The sequence below is a fragment of the Pseudomonas sp. MWU12-2319 genome, from assembly GCF_023242525.1.
Lineage (GTDB): Bacteria > Pseudomonadota > Gammaproteobacteria > Pseudomonadales > Pseudomonadaceae > Aquipseudomonas > Aquipseudomonas gingeri_D.
Genome location: NZ_JALJES010000001.1, coordinates 358393 through 374015 on the forward strand (window position 1 = coordinate 358393; position 15623 = coordinate 374015).

Annotated in this window: 14 protein-coding genes; 7 read left to right on the plus strand and 7 right to left on the minus strand. The window is 61.4% G+C overall.

All coding sequences use genetic code 11. The features are described from left to right. Window positions 1-35: 35 nt before the first annotated feature. The gene (locus tag M5C01_RS01395; protein ID WP_152737053.1) at window positions 36-986 is read right to left on the minus strand and encodes a LysR family transcriptional regulator; all 951 of its coding nucleotides are present in this window, start codon (window positions 984-986) and stop codon (window positions 36-38) included. Between the two features lie 138 nt (window positions 987-1124). Between M5C01_RS01395 and M5C01_RS01400 the strand changes: the two genes are divergently transcribed. Beyond that, window positions 1125-1871: a 3-oxoacyl-ACP reductase family protein gene (locus tag M5C01_RS01400; RefSeq protein ID WP_103497321.1), complete on the plus strand. Its 747-nt coding sequence runs from the start codon at window positions 1125-1127 to the stop codon at window positions 1869-1871. Here M5C01_RS01400 and M5C01_RS01405 read toward each other — a convergent pair. Beyond that, window positions 1861-2754, minus strand: a complete 894-nt coding sequence (locus M5C01_RS01405) for a LysR family transcriptional regulator (protein ID WP_152737054.1) — start codon at window positions 2752-2754, stop codon at window positions 1861-1863. The genes M5C01_RS01400 and M5C01_RS01405 overlap by 11 nt on opposite strands. A gap of 105 nt (window positions 2755-2859) precedes the next feature. Here M5C01_RS01405 and M5C01_RS01410 point away from each other — a divergent pair, with 105 nt between their 5' ends. Next, window positions 2860-4062 (plus strand): MFS transporter, encoded by a 1203-nt coding sequence (locus tag M5C01_RS01410; protein ID WP_152737055.1) that lies wholly within the window; start codon window positions 2860-2862, stop codon window positions 4060-4062. Between the two features lie 12 nt (window positions 4063-4074). Here M5C01_RS01410 and M5C01_RS01415 read toward each other — a convergent pair whose 3' ends face one another. Next, entirely contained in the window at window positions 4075-4776 is a 702-nt protein-coding gene (locus M5C01_RS01415; RefSeq protein ID WP_103497324.1) for an HAD-IA family hydrolase, read from the minus strand. A 156-nt stretch (window positions 4777-4932) separates the two neighbouring features. On the opposite strand from M5C01_RS01415, the gene M5C01_RS01420 reads away from it, so the two are divergent. Next, window positions 4933-5232 carry a DUF6388 family protein gene (locus M5C01_RS01420; RefSeq protein WP_103497325.1) on the plus strand — a complete coding sequence of 100 codons (300 nt, stop codon included), beginning with the start codon at window positions 4933-4935 and terminating at the stop codon, window positions 5230-5232. 270 nt (window positions 5233-5502) lie between these two features. Here M5C01_RS01420 and M5C01_RS01425 read toward each other — a convergent pair whose 3' ends face one another. Both M5C01_RS01425 and M5C01_RS01430 read right to left on the minus strand, forming a co-directional pair. Further along, complete coding sequence (locus M5C01_RS01425) at window positions 5503-5784, minus strand: DUF1652 domain-containing protein (RefSeq protein WP_177101601.1); 282 nt, start codon at window positions 5782-5784, stop codon at window positions 5503-5505. Window positions 5785-6008: 224 nt separating this feature from the next. Then, the gene (locus M5C01_RS01430) at window positions 6009-6533 is read right to left on the minus strand and encodes a DUF4142 domain-containing protein (RefSeq protein WP_152737056.1); all 525 of its coding nucleotides are present in this window, start codon (window positions 6531-6533) and stop codon (window positions 6009-6011) included. Window positions 6534-6819: 286 nt separating this feature from the next. Here M5C01_RS01430 and M5C01_RS01435 point away from each other — a divergent pair, with 286 nt between their 5' ends. Further along, complete coding sequence (locus tag M5C01_RS01435) at window positions 6820-7314, plus strand: DUF1543 domain-containing protein (RefSeq protein WP_152737057.1); 495 nt, start codon at window positions 6820-6822, stop codon at window positions 7312-7314. Between the two features lie 17 nt (window positions 7315-7331). Here the strand turns inward: M5C01_RS01435 and M5C01_RS01440 are convergent, their stop codons facing one another. Continuing rightward, the gene (locus tag M5C01_RS01440) at window positions 7332-8249 is read right to left on the minus strand and encodes a LysR substrate-binding domain-containing protein (protein ID WP_152737058.1); all 918 of its coding nucleotides are present in this window, start codon (window positions 8247-8249) and stop codon (window positions 7332-7334) included. A gap of 115 nt (window positions 8250-8364) precedes the next feature. On the opposite strand from M5C01_RS01440, the gene M5C01_RS01445 reads away from it, so the two are divergent. Then, a complete protein-coding gene (locus M5C01_RS01445; protein WP_152737059.1) occupies window positions 8365-9000 on the plus strand; it encodes a LysE family translocator in 636 nt (211 codons plus the stop codon). A gap of 96 nt (window positions 9001-9096) precedes the next feature. Further along, complete coding sequence (locus tag M5C01_RS01450; protein ID WP_152737060.1) at window positions 9097-10065, plus strand: alpha/beta hydrolase; 969 nt, start codon at window positions 9097-9099, stop codon at window positions 10063-10065. Here the strand turns inward: M5C01_RS01450 and M5C01_RS01455 are convergent. Further along, on the minus strand, window positions 10035-11279 hold the full coding sequence (locus M5C01_RS01455) for an MFS transporter (protein ID WP_218586068.1): 1245 nt from the start codon (window positions 11277-11279) through the stop codon (window positions 10035-10037). The two genes, M5C01_RS01450 and M5C01_RS01455, sit on opposite strands and share 31 nt — an antisense overlap. A 284-nt stretch (window positions 11280-11563) precedes the next feature. Here M5C01_RS01455 and M5C01_RS01460 point away from each other — a divergent pair, with 284 nt between their 5' ends. Next, window positions 11564-15622 (plus strand): response regulator, encoded by a 4059-nt coding sequence (locus M5C01_RS01460; RefSeq protein WP_218586069.1) that lies wholly within the window; start codon window positions 11564-11566, stop codon window positions 15620-15622. The last annotated feature ends 1 nt before the right edge of the window (window position 15623 follow it).

Consider the following 15623-nt stretch of genomic DNA (forward strand, 5'->3'; position numbering starts at 1 on the left):
ATGAGAGAAAAGCAGTGCTTGGGCAGGCGTCCAGACTATCCGGCGACAGGGGACTCCTTGTCAAACAGGGCATCGAAGCGGCTGGCCAACTGCTGCTCGGCGAACTGCTCGCGGATGAAGTCGACAAAGGCCCGGGTCTTGCCCGGGAGCAGCTTGTGTTCGGCGTAGTAGATCGAGATATGGCCGTCGTCGACGTACCAGTCGGGCAGCACCCGCTGCAAGGTCCCGGCCTGCAACCAGGGCACCGCGAACGGCATGCTCACCAGCGCCACGCCCAGGCCCTGGGCCGCCACGGCGCAGGCGGCTTCCGAATCGCTCATGGTCATGCGCGGGCTCAGGTTCAGCGGCTGATGTTCGCCGTTGCGCGCGGTCAATTGCCAGGAACGCACGCGGCCAGTCTGCGGCGAACGGATCAGGATGCCGTCGCAGCGGCGCAGATCCTCGGGGGTGCTGACCCCAGGCTGGCGTGCCAGGTAATCCGCCGACGCCACCAGCACCCGATGGGCCACCGTCAGCTTGCGCGCCACCACCCCCTGGGGCAGTTCGAAACCGCCACCGATGGCCGCGTCGAAACCCTGGCCGATCAGGTCCACCTGGCGGTTATCAAAATGCCAGTCCGGGCGGATATCCGGAAAACGCCGCAGGAACTCGCCGAGCAGCGGCACCACATAAAGACGCCCGAACACCGTGCCGACGCTGACCTTGAGGGTGCCGGCCGGACGGCCTTCGGCACTGGCCAGGTTGGCGACGGCATTCTGGATGGTGTGCAGGCTGGCGCTGACCTCACCGAGGAACACCTGGCCGGCCTCGGTCAGGCTCAGGCTGCGGGTGCTGCGCTGGAACAGCCGTACCCCCAGCCGCGCCTCCAGCTTGGCGACACTTTTACCGACCGCCGCCGGGGTCAGGCTCAGGCGCCGCGCCGCCTCGGCAAAGCTGCCGACTTCGGCGCTGCGGACAAAACATTCGATACTGCTGAAGGTTTCCATGCTCACCACTATAAACTTTTGGTTTACACAGACTGTAGCAATTACCGTCTACACAGTCAGCAATCCGAGGTCGATACTCGGCTCCAACAACAAGGCCACCTCCCCACCCTTCCACGGCCTTGAACTTTGGAGAACGACATGACCGAACACAATCTGACTGGCAAAGTAGCTTTGATCCAAGGTGGCTCGCGCGGCATCGGTGCCGCCATCGTCAAGCGCCTGGCGGCCCAGGGCGCAACAGTAGCCTTCACCTACGTCAGTTCCGACGCCAAGGCCAGGGAATTGCAGGACAGCGTGATCGCCGACGGCGGCAAGGCCCTGGCGATCAAGGCCGACAGCGCCGATGCCGTCGCCATTCGTCATGCGGTCAGCAGCACCGTCGAAGCCTTTGGCCGAATCGACATCCTGGTCAACAATGCCGGCGTGCTGGCCATGGGACCACTTGACGAGTTCAAGCTGGAAGATTTCGACCGGACCCTGGCAGTCAACGTGCGCAGCGTCTTTATCGCCACCCAGGAAGCCGCCCGGCATATGGGCGAAGGCGGTCGGGTGATCAATATCGGCAGCACCAACGCCGAACGCATGCCGTTCGCCGGCGGCGCCGCGTACGCCATGAGCAAGTCCGCGCTGGTGGGCCTGACCAAGGGCCTGGCACGGGATCTCGGGCCACGGGGCATCACCGTCAACAATGTGCAGCCCGGCCCGGTGGACACCGATATGAACCCGGCCGACAGTGATTTCGCCGGCAGCCTGATCAGCCTCATGGCCGGTGGCCGTTATGGCCGGGTCGAGGAGATCGCCAGCTTCGTCGCCTATCTGGCAGGGCCGGAAGCCGGCTACATCACCGGGGCCAGCCTGACCATCGATGGCGGGTTCAGCGCGTAACACGCGGTTGCAGTGCCAACGCCTGCTCCAGCAACAGCAGAAATGCTGCAGCCGCAGGCGTCGGCGTATGCGACCACACCGCGTACAGGTACCGCGACGGCGCGTCGGACACCGGCAGCGTCACCACCCCTTCGAAGCCCTCGGCGATTTTCTTCGGCACCAGGCCCAGCGCCAGCCCCCGACGTACGAACTCCCCCACCAGCATCACATTGCCCGCCTCGAACTGCACCCGATGGCGCAAGCCCGCCGCGGCAAAGGCCTCATCGGTCTGCCGGCGCCCCGCCGTGCCGGCCTGGAAATCCACCAGCGGCTGGTTCTCCAACTCCGCCAACGGCAGACGCTCGAAGCGGGTCAGCGGATGCCCCAGCGGCAGCACCGCCACCAACTCCTCCTCCGCCAGCAGCCGCTGCGCCAGGCCCTCGATCTTTTCCCCCGGCCATAAACCGACAAACGCCAGGTCCAGCCGCCGTTCGCGCACATCGAGCATCAGCGACTCGCTCTTGCTCATATTCAGGTGAATGTCCACCTGTGGATAAAGTCCGTGGAAACGCGCGAGCAAGCCCACCAGGTCGACTTCGGTCAGGGACGAGATCTTGCCGATGGACAGGCTGCCGCGCACCTCCCCGGAAGCCGCCGCCACTTCGGCGACAATCCGTCGGGTCGCCTCCAGCGCCGGCCGGGCGCTGCGGACAAAGGCCTCGCCGGCCGCGGTCAGGCGCACCTTGCGCGAGCTGCGCTCGAACAGCGCCGCGCCCAGATCCTCTTCCAGACGGGCGATCTGATGACTGAGGGCCGACTGCACCACATGGCAGCGCTCGGCCGCACGGGTGAAGCTGCCCTCATCCGCCACCGCCAGGGCGTACTCGATCTGCTTGAGGTTCATCGGCTGTATCTCGTTTCAAGATGGATAGAATGAAAACAATGCATTGGTGTCATGCTAAGACATTCCAGATAATTCGTGCATCGAATTCACACAACGAGACAGTCAATGTCCGACACCAACGCTATACACAAACCTTTGAGTTCTGCCCTGATCCTGCTGATGTCGATTGCCACCGGCCTCGCGGTTGCCAGTAACTACTACGCCCAGCCGCTGCTGCACACCATCGCCCAGCACCTGGGCCTGAGCACCGGTACCGCCGGCACCATCGTCATCACCGCGCAACTGAGTTACGGCGCCGGACTGTTGCTGCTGGTGCCGCTGGGGGACCTGTTCGAACAACGCCGGCTGATTTTCATCATGACCCTGCTCAGTGCCCTCGGACTGCTGATCAGCGCGTTCTCGCCAAGCCTGCCCTGGCTGCTGTTCGGCACCGCGCTGGCCGGCCTGTTCTCGGTGGTGGCCCAGGTGCTGGTGCCCATGGCCGCCAGCCTGACCGCACCGGAACAACGCGGGCGGGTGGTCGGCACGCTGATGAGCGGCCTGTTGCTTGGCATTCTCCTGGCGCGCACGGCGGCGGGCCTGCTGTCCGACCTTGGCGACTGGCGCAGCATCTACCTGCTGGCGGCCGGCCTGATGTTTATCTGCGCCTTCGCCCTGCTGCGTGCCCTGCCGGAAAACCACCAGCATGCAGGGCTGAGTTACCCGGCCTTGCTCGGCTCTGTGTTTCGCCTGTTCGTCGAGGAGCCGGTGCTGCGGCTGCGCGCCGTCATGGGCCTGCTGACCTTCTGCCTGTTCGCGTTGTTCTGGACGCCCCTGGCCTTCCTGCTGGCGAGCCCGCCCTATGGCTATTCGGATGGGGTGATCGGCCTGTTCGGCCTGGCCGGTGCCGTCGGTGCCATGGCGGCGAACCTCGGCGGGCGCATGGCCGATCGGGGCAAGGGCGAGTTCGCCACCACCCTGGGCCTGCTGGCGTTGCTGTTGTCATGGCTGCCGCTGGGCTTTGCCGGACATTCACTGGCGGCGCTGCTGATCGGCGTGCTGGTGCTGGACTTTGCCGTGCAGCTGATTCACGTCAGCAACCAGAACGCCGTGTTCAAGATCCGCCCCCAAGCGCGCAACCGTCTGAATGCCGGTTATATCACCTGCTATTTCATCGGCGGCGCGCTGGGCTCGCTGCTCGGGGCGCAGTTGTACGGGCCCTATGGCTGGAACGGCATCGTCACCGCCGGCGGCTTGATTTCCGCCCTGGCGCTGGGCATCTGGGTGGTGATGCAGCGCCGCAGCGGACTGTCGGTGTCCGCTGCCTGAAAGACCACGCCGTCAGACAAGGTCCCAGTCAATCGTCGGTAGCCCGACCGGCGCCAGCGGGAAATGCTTGAGCGACTGCACGATCCGATCCGCATGGTGGTATTTCTCCGCCGCCATCGCCGGATCGGGCACCGCCACCGCATACATGCCCGCCGCCTTGGCCGCCGTCACGCCAAACGGCGAGTCCTCGAACACCAGGCAGTCCTCGGCCGCCACTCCCAGGCGCTTGGCCGCCAGCAGGAAAATATCCGGCGCCGGCTTGGCTTCGCCGACTTCGGGGTCGTCGGCGGTGACAATGGTATCGAACAGCGCAAACCATTCCCGGTGCAGGGTGGTCTTCAACTCGAACGAGCCCCGCGAAGAACTGGTGCCCACCGCAATCGGAATCCCGTGGGCCGACAGATGCCGCACCAGCGCCTCGGCGCCGGACATGGAACCGGCCTTGGGGAAACGCTCGCGCATCAGCGGCTCGCGCACCTCCAGGAACTCCTGGGGGCTGATCGGCAACTCCATCGCCTCGACCACGTAACGGGCCAGATCGCCGGCACCACGACCGATGATGTGCTGTTTGTGATCCCAGCCGAAGGTCCGGCCGTAGCGACCGACGATAAGCTGCGTCACTTCGGAATAGATGCCCTCGGTGTCGAGCAGCAAACCGTCCATATCGAAAATCACGGCCTTTACCGGGCCCGGGGTAGAGAGTGCTGCGGTCATCGCATCCGCCGTATACAAGGTTGAAAGCCTGCTAGCGTCGCAGAGCCGGGCGATTCTTTCCATCCGAGAGTGAAGCCGCTAGCATGGCCGCAGTATTTTCCAGGCCCACGGGCCCGCCGACGGCTTGCCGCCCGGCCATCCGACAGAGACGCCAGCATGATTGCCAAAGAATCCCGAACCGAGGTCGCCCTTGCCAGGTTCCTCGACGCCCACCCGCACCTGCGCGAAGAAACCCGCGACCTGAGCCCGAAGGAACAGCAGCAACAGTTCCAGTGGGCCTTCGAGGACGAAGCCGAAAACCAGGGGCTCGAACCCTGGGAACTGACCTTGCAACTGGTGGCTGAAACCCCTGAGGAGCTCAAGGCCATGCGCCTGGAAGTCCACCGCGAAGTGGCCGAGGCCCTGGGCATGGATTGGGACGAGTATTGCTCGTTCAACGAGATCAGCGAGGACTGAGCCGTTCGTCGCGCCAACGGCACTCGAGCCGGCGGCTGGGGACCGATATCAGGTAAGGACTCTTTAATCGACAAGGAGACTCACCATGAATCCGTCCCCCCTCGCGCGGCCCGACCGATCCGCTCGAAAGCCCGCAGCAAGCCCGGTGGCTCCCGCAGTTCCGGCGGCACCGAAAACAACCTTCCAGGTCTCGGCAGCGGTTCCCCACAGAAATGACCTGGAGTGAGAAGGGCCGGTTCAAGTCCTTGAGCCGGCCCTTCTGACAGGCGCCTAGAGCTTGGCGGGTATTTGCCTCGCCAGTTGTCCCCCTCCAATGAAGAACGCCTGTTGATTGGCCACCAGTTCGGAACGCAATTCGCCCACGAGGTTGGAAATGGCCCTGGCACTGGTCAAGCGGACCGTGGAAATCCCGGTCACCAGCAAATCCACCCTCCCCGAATCCGGGTCGAAGACCTTCACCGTCAGCGAGCTGTCATGGCTCACCGTGCATTGGCAACGAAGGGGTAAAAAGCCGAGTTCAATGATGTTGCGCAGTTCAAGAATGGAAATCACATCAATACGTCCCTATAGAGTGATGGAAAAGCAACCGCGCAAGGCAATCCATGGGTTCTTGTCGGCACCAGGAGCCTCGCGCTTCTGGCGCCGGCCTTCGATAGAGGCCCTGGCAGACATCGTAGCTATGTGACGCCACTTAGTCGTCAGCACCGATCACTTTTCCTTACGTACGCCATCTCTTACACCGACTCCATCATTCCGACAGCGCCCAGGGCACTCGCTCAATTGCCCTTGTGATGGCTCATTTCCAACTTCCTCGCCATGTCCAGATGCATCTGCAACTTGGGCAGGGTTTGTATGGCGAAGGCCTTCAACTCCGGGGACGCGGAATGTTCAGCTTCATCCTTGAACAGCTGGATCGCGTCCTCATGGGCCTTGATCTGGTTGGCCACATAGGCGATATCGAAGGATTCACCTTCCTGCACCTGCACCTGCAACATCAGCTTGCGCGCCCGGTCGAGGATTTCCGCCTCCGGGGCCATGGGCAGGTCGTGATGGGCGGCGATGGCCTTCAGGTCGCGGTTGGCGTCGGTGTGGTCCTTGATCATTTCCACGGCAAAGCTGTTGATGTCCGTGGACGTGGTTTTCTGGATCGCCAGGCGGCTGGTCTCGATCTCGGCGATCCCGGACGCCGAGGCCGTATCGATGAACTGCGCGGGGGTACCGGCATTGACCGGCCCGGCGAGGCTCGCGCCCAGCAGCAGGACAAGAGAGGTGAGACGTAACAGGGGGGTCTTCCGGCTCATGGGCGTTCTCCAGCACTTTAAAAAAACAGGTGGGCTGAAGGATTGGAAATAATCGGGCGGGCAAGGTTTAGAAAAAAACCGCGGGACTGACGAACGGTGATCGGCACAGCAGGTATCCTGCAGGCTTGCGCCCCCATGACCCGCTCAATTCCCAGGCAAAAAAAAGCCCGCGGGAGGGCGGGCAAGGGAAGCTTTTGAACGAGCGCGATTACTATAGACGCTGCTTGGCAAGCGAATTATGAAACATTTTTCATCTGCGCTCGGCGGCTGACAGAAAGGAACAGGCATGCTTTGGGTGGTCATGCTCGGCGGAAAACATCCCCGGGCGAAAATAGAAGTGCACGATGTGGCCTTTGTACTGGCCGACAACCTGGAGGCCACCTATCCGCAACTGCGCCAGGAGTGGTTCGGCAGCCCCGCCGGCCTGCATATCGATGCCTGGATGCAGGTCGACGGCGTCGACGGTTGGAAGGTCGAACTGAGCAACCTGGCGCCCGCCCCCGGCTCGCCGCGCCTGTACTTTATCAACCTGGGCGGCTACGAAGCCCGGGCCTTCGGCGAAGCGCATCATTACCTGCTGGTGGTGGCCCGCGACAAGGCCGAGGCCAAGCGCCTGGGCATGCGGCAGATGCTGGCAGGCTGGGAGCAGGCGCACACCGATGCCCTGCTGGATATCGACGACTGCCTGCCCATCGACCTGGTCGGCGGGCGTTATATCGAGCTGGTGCAGGCGCCGAATCGCGGCATTGTGCAGGGTAATGACTATATCGTCCTGCCCTGAGCATCACCTGATCCCGATCAACGAAACTCGATGCCCGGCAGATCCATTTCGGGCACGTCGCCCAACAGGAAATCGCGAAAGGCCAGAATGCGTTCCTTGCGCAGGCTGCTTTTCAGCCAGACCAGGTAGTAAGCCTCGCCCGAGCCGACGGCGGTCTTGAACGGCAGCCCGAGCAAACCGCCACGGACATCTTCGAGGATCAGGTACAGGTCACCGATCGAAACGCCGTGCCCGCGCATGGCGGCCGAGATCCCCTGGTCCAGGGTACTGAACAGCTTGCCGCGCTCCACCCTCGCCCGCCCTTCCCAGCCCATGCCCGCCAACCAGCGCCGCCAGTCGCGCCGGTCCGTGGACGAGTGAATCAGTTCGTGCTGCTCCAGGGTGTCGGGACTCCAGGGTTCGACCTCCAGAAGCTGACTCGAACAGATCGGAATCAGCCACTCGTCGAAGAGCTTGCAGCACTCGACCTGGGCACCAAAACGCCCGTCACCGAGCAGAATTGCACAGTCATAGGGTTCGGTGTGGAGGTCGACGGTGTCGATATCCATCCACACGCTGGACAGTTGCACCGGCAAGTCAGGGTTCACCTGCTTGAGGTTTTCCAGCGACTGCAACAGCCAGCGCATGGTCAGGCTCGACGGCGCCTTCAGCCGTAGCTGCTCGGCATTGGCGCGAAAAGGCAGACAGGCCTCCTCGATCACCTTGAACCCGGTTTTCAAGCCATGGGCCAGGCGTTGCCCGGCTTCGGTCAATTGCAGCTTCGGGCCATTGCGCTCGAACAGATGACAGCCGAACAGCGCCTCCAGATTGCGAATATGTCGACTGATGGCGCTCTGGGTCAGCGACAGTTCCTCGGCGGCGCGGGTAAACGAAGAGGACCGGGCCGCCACCTCGAAAGCACGCAGGGCATAGAGCGGTGGGATACGTTCGGCCATGGGCTCGCCTCACTATGATTAATAATCATAGTGAGGCACAGATTTATCCATTTTTCAAACCCGCGGCACTCCCTCAGGCTTGCCGGACTCGATTCTCCCGCGCAGGCGCTCCTCCATGAACCTCTCGTTGCTACTGCTTTACCTGCTGAGCATTTCCCTGCTGATCGTGACACCCGGCCCGGTGGTCGCGCTGCTGGTCAACACCAGCCTGGGGGCCGGCAGTGGCCGGGCGCTGCTGACGATGCTCGGCACCAATGGGGCGTCGCTGGTACTGGCGCTGCTGGCGGCGCTGATTTTAAGCGGCGGCCTTTCGCTCAACCTGCAATTGATCAATGTCGTCAGCCTGAGCGGCTGTCTGTTTATCGGTTACCTGGGGGTAAAGAGCCTTCAGGAAGCCCTCTCGACAGCTGTCGACGACGGTGTGCAAGCCAACAGGAGCGAGCGGCGCACCGGTTTCGTCAATGGCTTCCTGGTGGGTATTTCCAATCCCAAGGAGATCATCTTTTTCGTCTCCTTCTTCCCCCAATTCATCCAGGTCACGCCGTCCTTCGGCCATAGCGTGGCGTTGCTCGCGGTGCTCTGGGCGGTGATCGACCTGGCGGCCATGACCTTCTATATCCTGCTCGCCCGCCAGGCCTTTGCGGTCAGGCACAAGGCCAAGATCACCTTCGCTTCCGGCATCCTGCTGCTGATGATGGCGATATTCGGAGTGCTGTACGCCGCCCGCGCGCTGCTCTCAAGCCTGAATTGAATGACGTGTTTTAGTCATGATTCGGTCAATGAATGATGATTAGCAGCGCGCCGCCGTTCTGCTAGGGTCTTTTACCTGGGTCAGGGAGTGCGGCGGATGAACGAATTCGAACAACAGATCTTGTCGGTCAATGGGATCGAACTGAGCGTGCATGTGGCGGGGCCGCTTGACGGCCGGCCGGTGTGGCTTCTCCACGGTTTCCCGGAATGCTGGCATTCCTGGCGCAACCAGGTGCCGGCGCTGGTGCAGGCGGGTTATCGGGTGTTTGTCCCGGAGATGCGCGGCTACGGGCGCAGCAGTGCCCCCGCCGATGTGAACGCGTACGACCTGCTGACACTCTGCGCCGATATCCAGGCCGCCATGGATGCCTTCGGGCACACACAAACCTGCATCGTCGGCCACGACTGGGGCGCGCCGGTGGCCTGGCACCTGGCGTTACTGGAGCCGCAGCGGGTCAAGGCGCTGGTCACCTTGTCGGTGCCTTTTGGCGGACGCCCCAAGCGCCCGGCGACCGAACTGATGCGCGAGCACTATGCCGATCGCTTCAACTACATCCTCTATTTCCAGGAACCCGGGATCGCCGAACAAGAACTCGATGCGGATATCGACCGGAGCTTGCGGGCGTTTATGGGCGACACCGAAGTCTTCCTGCAAACCAAGGCGGTCGATGCACGTTTGTTTGACGGCGTGGCAGTAGCCACGGAGTTACCCGATTGGTGTGCGCCCGCGGATTACGAAATCTACCGGCAGACCTTTGCCGGCCAGGGCTTTCGTGGCGCGCTGAACTGGTATCGCAACTTCGAACGCAACTGGCAGCGCACGGAGTTTCTGGCAGGTTTGCAGGTCCGGCAGCCGACATTGTTCCTGATCGGCGATCGCGACCCGGTGGGTGTGCTGGAAGCCCACACCATCAAACGCATGCCAGGGCTGGTGCCGCAACTCGAACAGCAGCTGATCGAGGATTGCGGGCACTGGATACAGAGTGAGAAAGCCGAGGCCGTGAATGCGGCAATGCTCGGGTTTCTTGGGCGGGTTTATGCCGAGGGGGCCGGAACAGCGAGCTGAGGCAACGGGCGACTGGCAATCAGGATAAACAGCACCGACAGCAGCGCACAAAGCGCTCCCAGCAGAATCGAAGCCACGTAGCTCTGATAAAGGTCAAACAGCAGCCCCGCGACACTCCCGCCGATCAGGGCAGCGACCCCGACGGACATGTACAGGGCACCCAGAATGGCGCCCAGGCTCGCCGTGCCGAACCAGTTGGCCGCCACCGCCGGGTAGAGGGAAATGCAGCCCCCATTGGCCACGCCGAAACACACGGCGAACAGCGCCAGCGTGGTGAAGGTATGGGCACCGAGCCACAGCAGATTGAGCAGCACCAGCGCGAAGGTCAGCAGCATCAGCAAGCGCCGTGCGCCCATCCGGTCACCGAGACTGCCCAGGAACAAGCGGCCGGCGACGTTGCCGACGCCGATAAGGCCGATCAGCAAATTGGCTTGGGTAGCGGAAATACCAAACTGGCGCGCGTAGGGATTGATGTGCACCAGCGCAAGAAACAGACCGACCGATCCAAAGAAAATCGCCCCGAAATACCACCAGAATCGCGCCGTTCCCGCGGCTTCGGCCAAGCCCAGGCCGTTGGCGACCACATGACGCTGGGGGCTCGAAGAAGAAGGCACGAGACCGTCCGGAAAAAGTCCCAGCTCCTGTGGATGACTCCTGACCAGCGAAGCCACCGGCAGACCGACCACCAGAATGGCCCCGGCAAAGATCTGCAGGGTCGACTCCCAGGAGAAATACTGCATCAGCAATCCGGCGACCGAGGGGCCGACAAAGGTCCCGACCCCGGTGCCCGCCAGCGCAATACCCGAAGCCTGGCTGCGGTTCTTCACGAACCAGCGCTGCACCGCCGTCACCGTCGGCACATACACCAGACCGACACCCAGTCCGACCAGCACACAGAAGCACACCAGGAACCACTGCAAAGAGTCAGCGGCCAGGCTGCTGAGGAAAAAACCCAGCGCCAGCAAGACGATGCCAAGGCCGATCACGACCCGGGCCGAGATGCGATCGGCCAGAGAACCGGAGAAGACCCCGACCGAGTAATAGATCAGGGCCGTCAGCGAAAACACCGAGGCCACGGAAAAACGTCCCACCTCGAAGTTGGACTGGATCTGTGAGAGGAACGCCCCGAAGGAGTAGGCACCGCCAAAGATAAGGGCCAGCAACACATGCGCCGCGAACACGACGTACCATCCCGGGAACACCTTGGTTTTCATCACAGTCTGCTCTCGTATCCTGCTTATGGTTAAGCGCAACATCCATTTCAGATCCGGTCATGGCTGCCGCACACTCTTGTATATACATGAATATGCAACTTTACAGCCAACCTGTATCCGCGCGTATCAAAAACCCATAAAAAACGTAATACATTGAATTTTATATAAAAAATATAAAACCACAGACCCGGTCGGCTTTTTTCGGCCGTCGCGTTCGGAATTCTTTTGCCGCACGACGATACATTCAGTAACAGCATGTCTAGGCTTGGGACAAGGTCGCTCGGATGGGCATCATTTCTTCCCAAGGACAAGTTGCCGCACCATCAGGTTTAATCCAGACTGCCGTATCAATAGTTGTTCCACTACTTCTCGGGAAGGCAAACGTGGCATACCGGTTTTCGCTCACATCCCGAATGACGCTGCTCATTGTCATCATGTGCACAGTGCTCGTTGGCTCCGATATCTGGCGCAGCTTTACTGCTCGCTCGGTACAACTGGGCGAAGTGACAACCGCCACCGCGAACCTTTCCCGCGCGATGGCTCAACATGCCGACGACACGTTCAAGGAAGCCGACCTGGTACTGAGCGGAGTTGTCGAGCGTGTCCAACGCGACGGCACCACCGCACCGGCACTGGAGCGCTTGCACCAGCTCTTTGTCTCGCGACTCAGCGAACTCTCGCAACTCGATGGCCTCTATCTGTTCGACCGCAATGGCGAGTTGCTGGTCAGTTCGTTACCCGGGCCTTTGCGCAGCTACAACAACTCTGATCGTGAGTATTTCATCTTTCATCAAAATCACCCTGATCAGGGCGTGCGGATATGGCCTCCGCTGCGCAGCCGCTCTACGGGAAAGTGGACGATTCCGGTGTCGCGACGCATTGACAATCCAGACGGCAGCTTTGCCGGTATCGCCGCCGCCACGATCGATCTTGATTTTTTCTCGCAGTTTTATAATCGCCTCGAGATCGGGCAGGAAGGAGCCGTTGCCCTGGAATTTGACTCAGGCGTCATGGCCGTCCGGCGTCCATTCGAAGAACGCCTGATCGGCGCAGACGTGACCACTACCCGGCTTTTCCAGGAGCACAAACTACAACCGCAAGGCGGTACCTTTTCCATTGCCTCGGCTCAGGACGGCGTGGTCCGCCTGAATAGCTATCGCAGCCTGAATGACTATCCGCTGTTCGTCGCCGCGGCCCTCTCGAAGGATGAAAACCTCGCCGCCTGGTGGTCGGATACGCTGTGGCATGCCGCGGGAGTGGGGTTGCTGGTCTGCGTGCTGATCATTTTCGGCCTGCGCCTGATTCGCCAGGTAAACCTGCAAAGCAAAACCGAAAAAGAGCTGGCCGCGAGCCTGGAAACCACCCGGGCGATCCTGGAGACAGCCGCCAACCCGATTATCACGGTCGATGGCGCAGGCAAGGTACGATCACTCAACCCAGCCGGCCAACGGGCGTTCGGCTACGACACAGAGGAAATACTCGGGCGCAATATCAGGACGCTTGTCCCGGAATCTCACCTCGCGGCGTACAACGCTTATACCGCAGAATTCTCACAGCAGAGCTTCACTGAAACCGGTAGCAGCGTGGAATTGTCCGGCTTGCGCAAGGACGGGTCGACCTTTCCACTCTACGCCTCCACCAGTTCAATGAAAGGCACCGACGAACGCTGCTTCGTCTGTGTCATGACCGATATCACCGAACAGAAGAAACACCGCAGCGATCTTGCCGCCACCCGTGACCACCTCCTGTTGGCCGCCGATATCGCCGAGCTCGGCATTTGGTCATGGAACCTGTGCGACGGTACGCTGCATTGGAATGATCGTATGTTCGAGATCTATGGCTACTCACAGGCGCTGGTCGAGAATGGCCTGAACTTCGAACATTGGCGCTCGCGGTTTCACCCGGATGACCTGGAGATCGTCATCGCCGCACTCAACGCGGTGATCGATGATCGCGAACAGCGCCTGCCATCGTTCCGGATCGTCCTGCCCGACGGGCGAGTGCGCTACCTGGAAACCCGCGTCCGGGTCGAGCGTGATGCCAGCGGTACACCGACCCTCATGACCGGGATCAATCATGACGTGACGGCCCAACATGAAATGGAAGTGAGCCTGCGCCATGCCAAGGAGCAGGCCGATGCGGCGAGCGCAGCCAAATCATCCTTCCTGGCGAACATGAGCCATGAAATCCGCACGCCCATGAACGCTGTGCTGGGGATGCTGCATCTGGTGCAGTTCACGCCGCTGAACCTGCGTCAGCGCGACTATGTGAGCAAGGCCCAGACAGCCGCCCAGTCGCTGCTTGGGCTGCTCAATGACATTCTCGATTATTCGAAGATCGAGGCGGGCAAGCTCCAGCTGGATCCGCATCCATTCGACTTCGAACCCTTGATGCAGGACCTGGGTGTCGTATTGGCCGGCAACCAGGGCCAGAAGGATATCGAAGTGTTGTTCGATATCGATCCGGCCCTCCCCAGTGGCCTGATCGGCGACAGCCTGCGCTTGCAGCAGGTCTTGATCAATCTCGCCGGCAACGCCCTCAAATTCACCTTGAAAGGACAGGTCATCGTCAGTCTTGAGCTCCTGGAGCGCACGGCCTCCAAGGTCCAGGTCCGAATTGCCGTAACGGACAGCGGCATCGGCATGAGCCCCGAACAGATAGAACATATCTTTGAAGGTTTCAATCAGGCCGAAGCCTCGACCTCACGCCGCTTCGGCGGCTCGGGTCTCGGCCTGGTCATCTGCAAGCGCCTGGTCAAACTGATGGGGGGCGATCTGCTGGTGGAAAGCCGCCCTGATGTGGGCAGCCGGTTCTGGTTCGATGTCTGGCTGAAGGTGGACGCAGGCGCAACGACAAGGACCCTCCCCGCCAACCATTCAATGCGGGTGCTGGTGGTCGACGACAACCCGATTGCCGCCGAGTTGCTGATGCGCACGGTGGCCGCCCTGGAATGGCAGGCCGACCTCGTCTCCTCGGGTGTCGAGGCCGTGAACAAGATAAGCAAAGCCCTCCATGAGGGAGAGCGTTATGACGTGGTCCTGATGGATTGGCGGATGCCGGATCTGAATGGCATGAGCGCGGCCAAGTTGATTCGCGAACTGAAAGGACGGTTACCGCCGCCCGTGGTCGTCATGATCACCGCCTATGGGCGCGAAGTCCTCGCCGAGAGCCATGATCGCGGCGATGCCCCTTTTGCCGGGTTCATTACCAAGCCCGTGACGCCCCGACAGCTGACCGAGGTCATTTTGCGGGCGTTGCAAGGCATCGACACACCGACTGAGACTCCAGCGCTTGAGCACAAACCTTCAAGGCGTCTTGCGGGTCTCAACTTCCTGGTGGTGGAAGACAACGCCTTGAACCGTCAGGTCATCGAGGAACTGCTGAAATCGGAGGGCGCCTCCGTGCAATTGGCCGAAGGCGGTTTTGAGGGGGTCAACTGCGTGATAACGGGGAACACGTCCTTCGATGCCGTGCTGATGGATGTGCAGATGCCTGACATCGATGGCTACGAAGCGACCCGGAGAATTCGCGCCAACCCCCGCTTTACCACGCTGCCCATCATTGCGATTACCGCCAATGCGTCCTCTTCCGATCGGCAGGCCTGTTTGCAGGCGGGGATGAACGGGCATGTCGGCAAACCGATCGATATCGAGCATCTGGTTTCGGTGCTGCGGGCACAACTGGAGGGAAAAGAGCCCCCGGCACCAGTCGCGCGCCCTGTCGCAAATGATCCGGTCATGGAACAAGACGAACTTATTGAAGACCATGCTTCGATCGTCAAGCGGCTGGATGGAAACCTGAACCTGATACGCAGTGTCCTGAAGATCTTTGGTGCCGAGACGGAAAAGCAACTCCAGAACCTGGACGAGCAGATAGCGCAAAAAAACCGGGTGGGCGCCGCCAGTGTATTACATGCCATCAAGGGCAGCGCCGGCACCATGGGTGCCCTCGCGCTTTCAAGAAGAGCCGGCCAGCTTGAGCAGGCGCTGAACGCTGGTGCGGCATCGGCAGCCGACGATCCTCTGGTCAATGACTGCAGTGCTGAACTGCGGCAATTGATGCAGGCCAGCCTTGAGCAATTGACCATAGCGTTCGCCGAGCCCGCGGGTCCGGTTGAGCCGGCTGGAGAGGCGTTGCCTTTGACTGAATGGCGGCTGCATTTAAACGAAATACTCACGCTGCTGAATGCTTCGAACCTGCAAGCCATTGCGGCGGCGGAAGCACTTCTTGCCCAAACGCCGGCGGAACGACTGGCCCGATTCAATCCGTTTATCAAACAGGTCAGGGCATTGGATTTTACGGCCGCAGCACTGAGTGCCTATGAAATGCTGGAGCAAGCCTGAC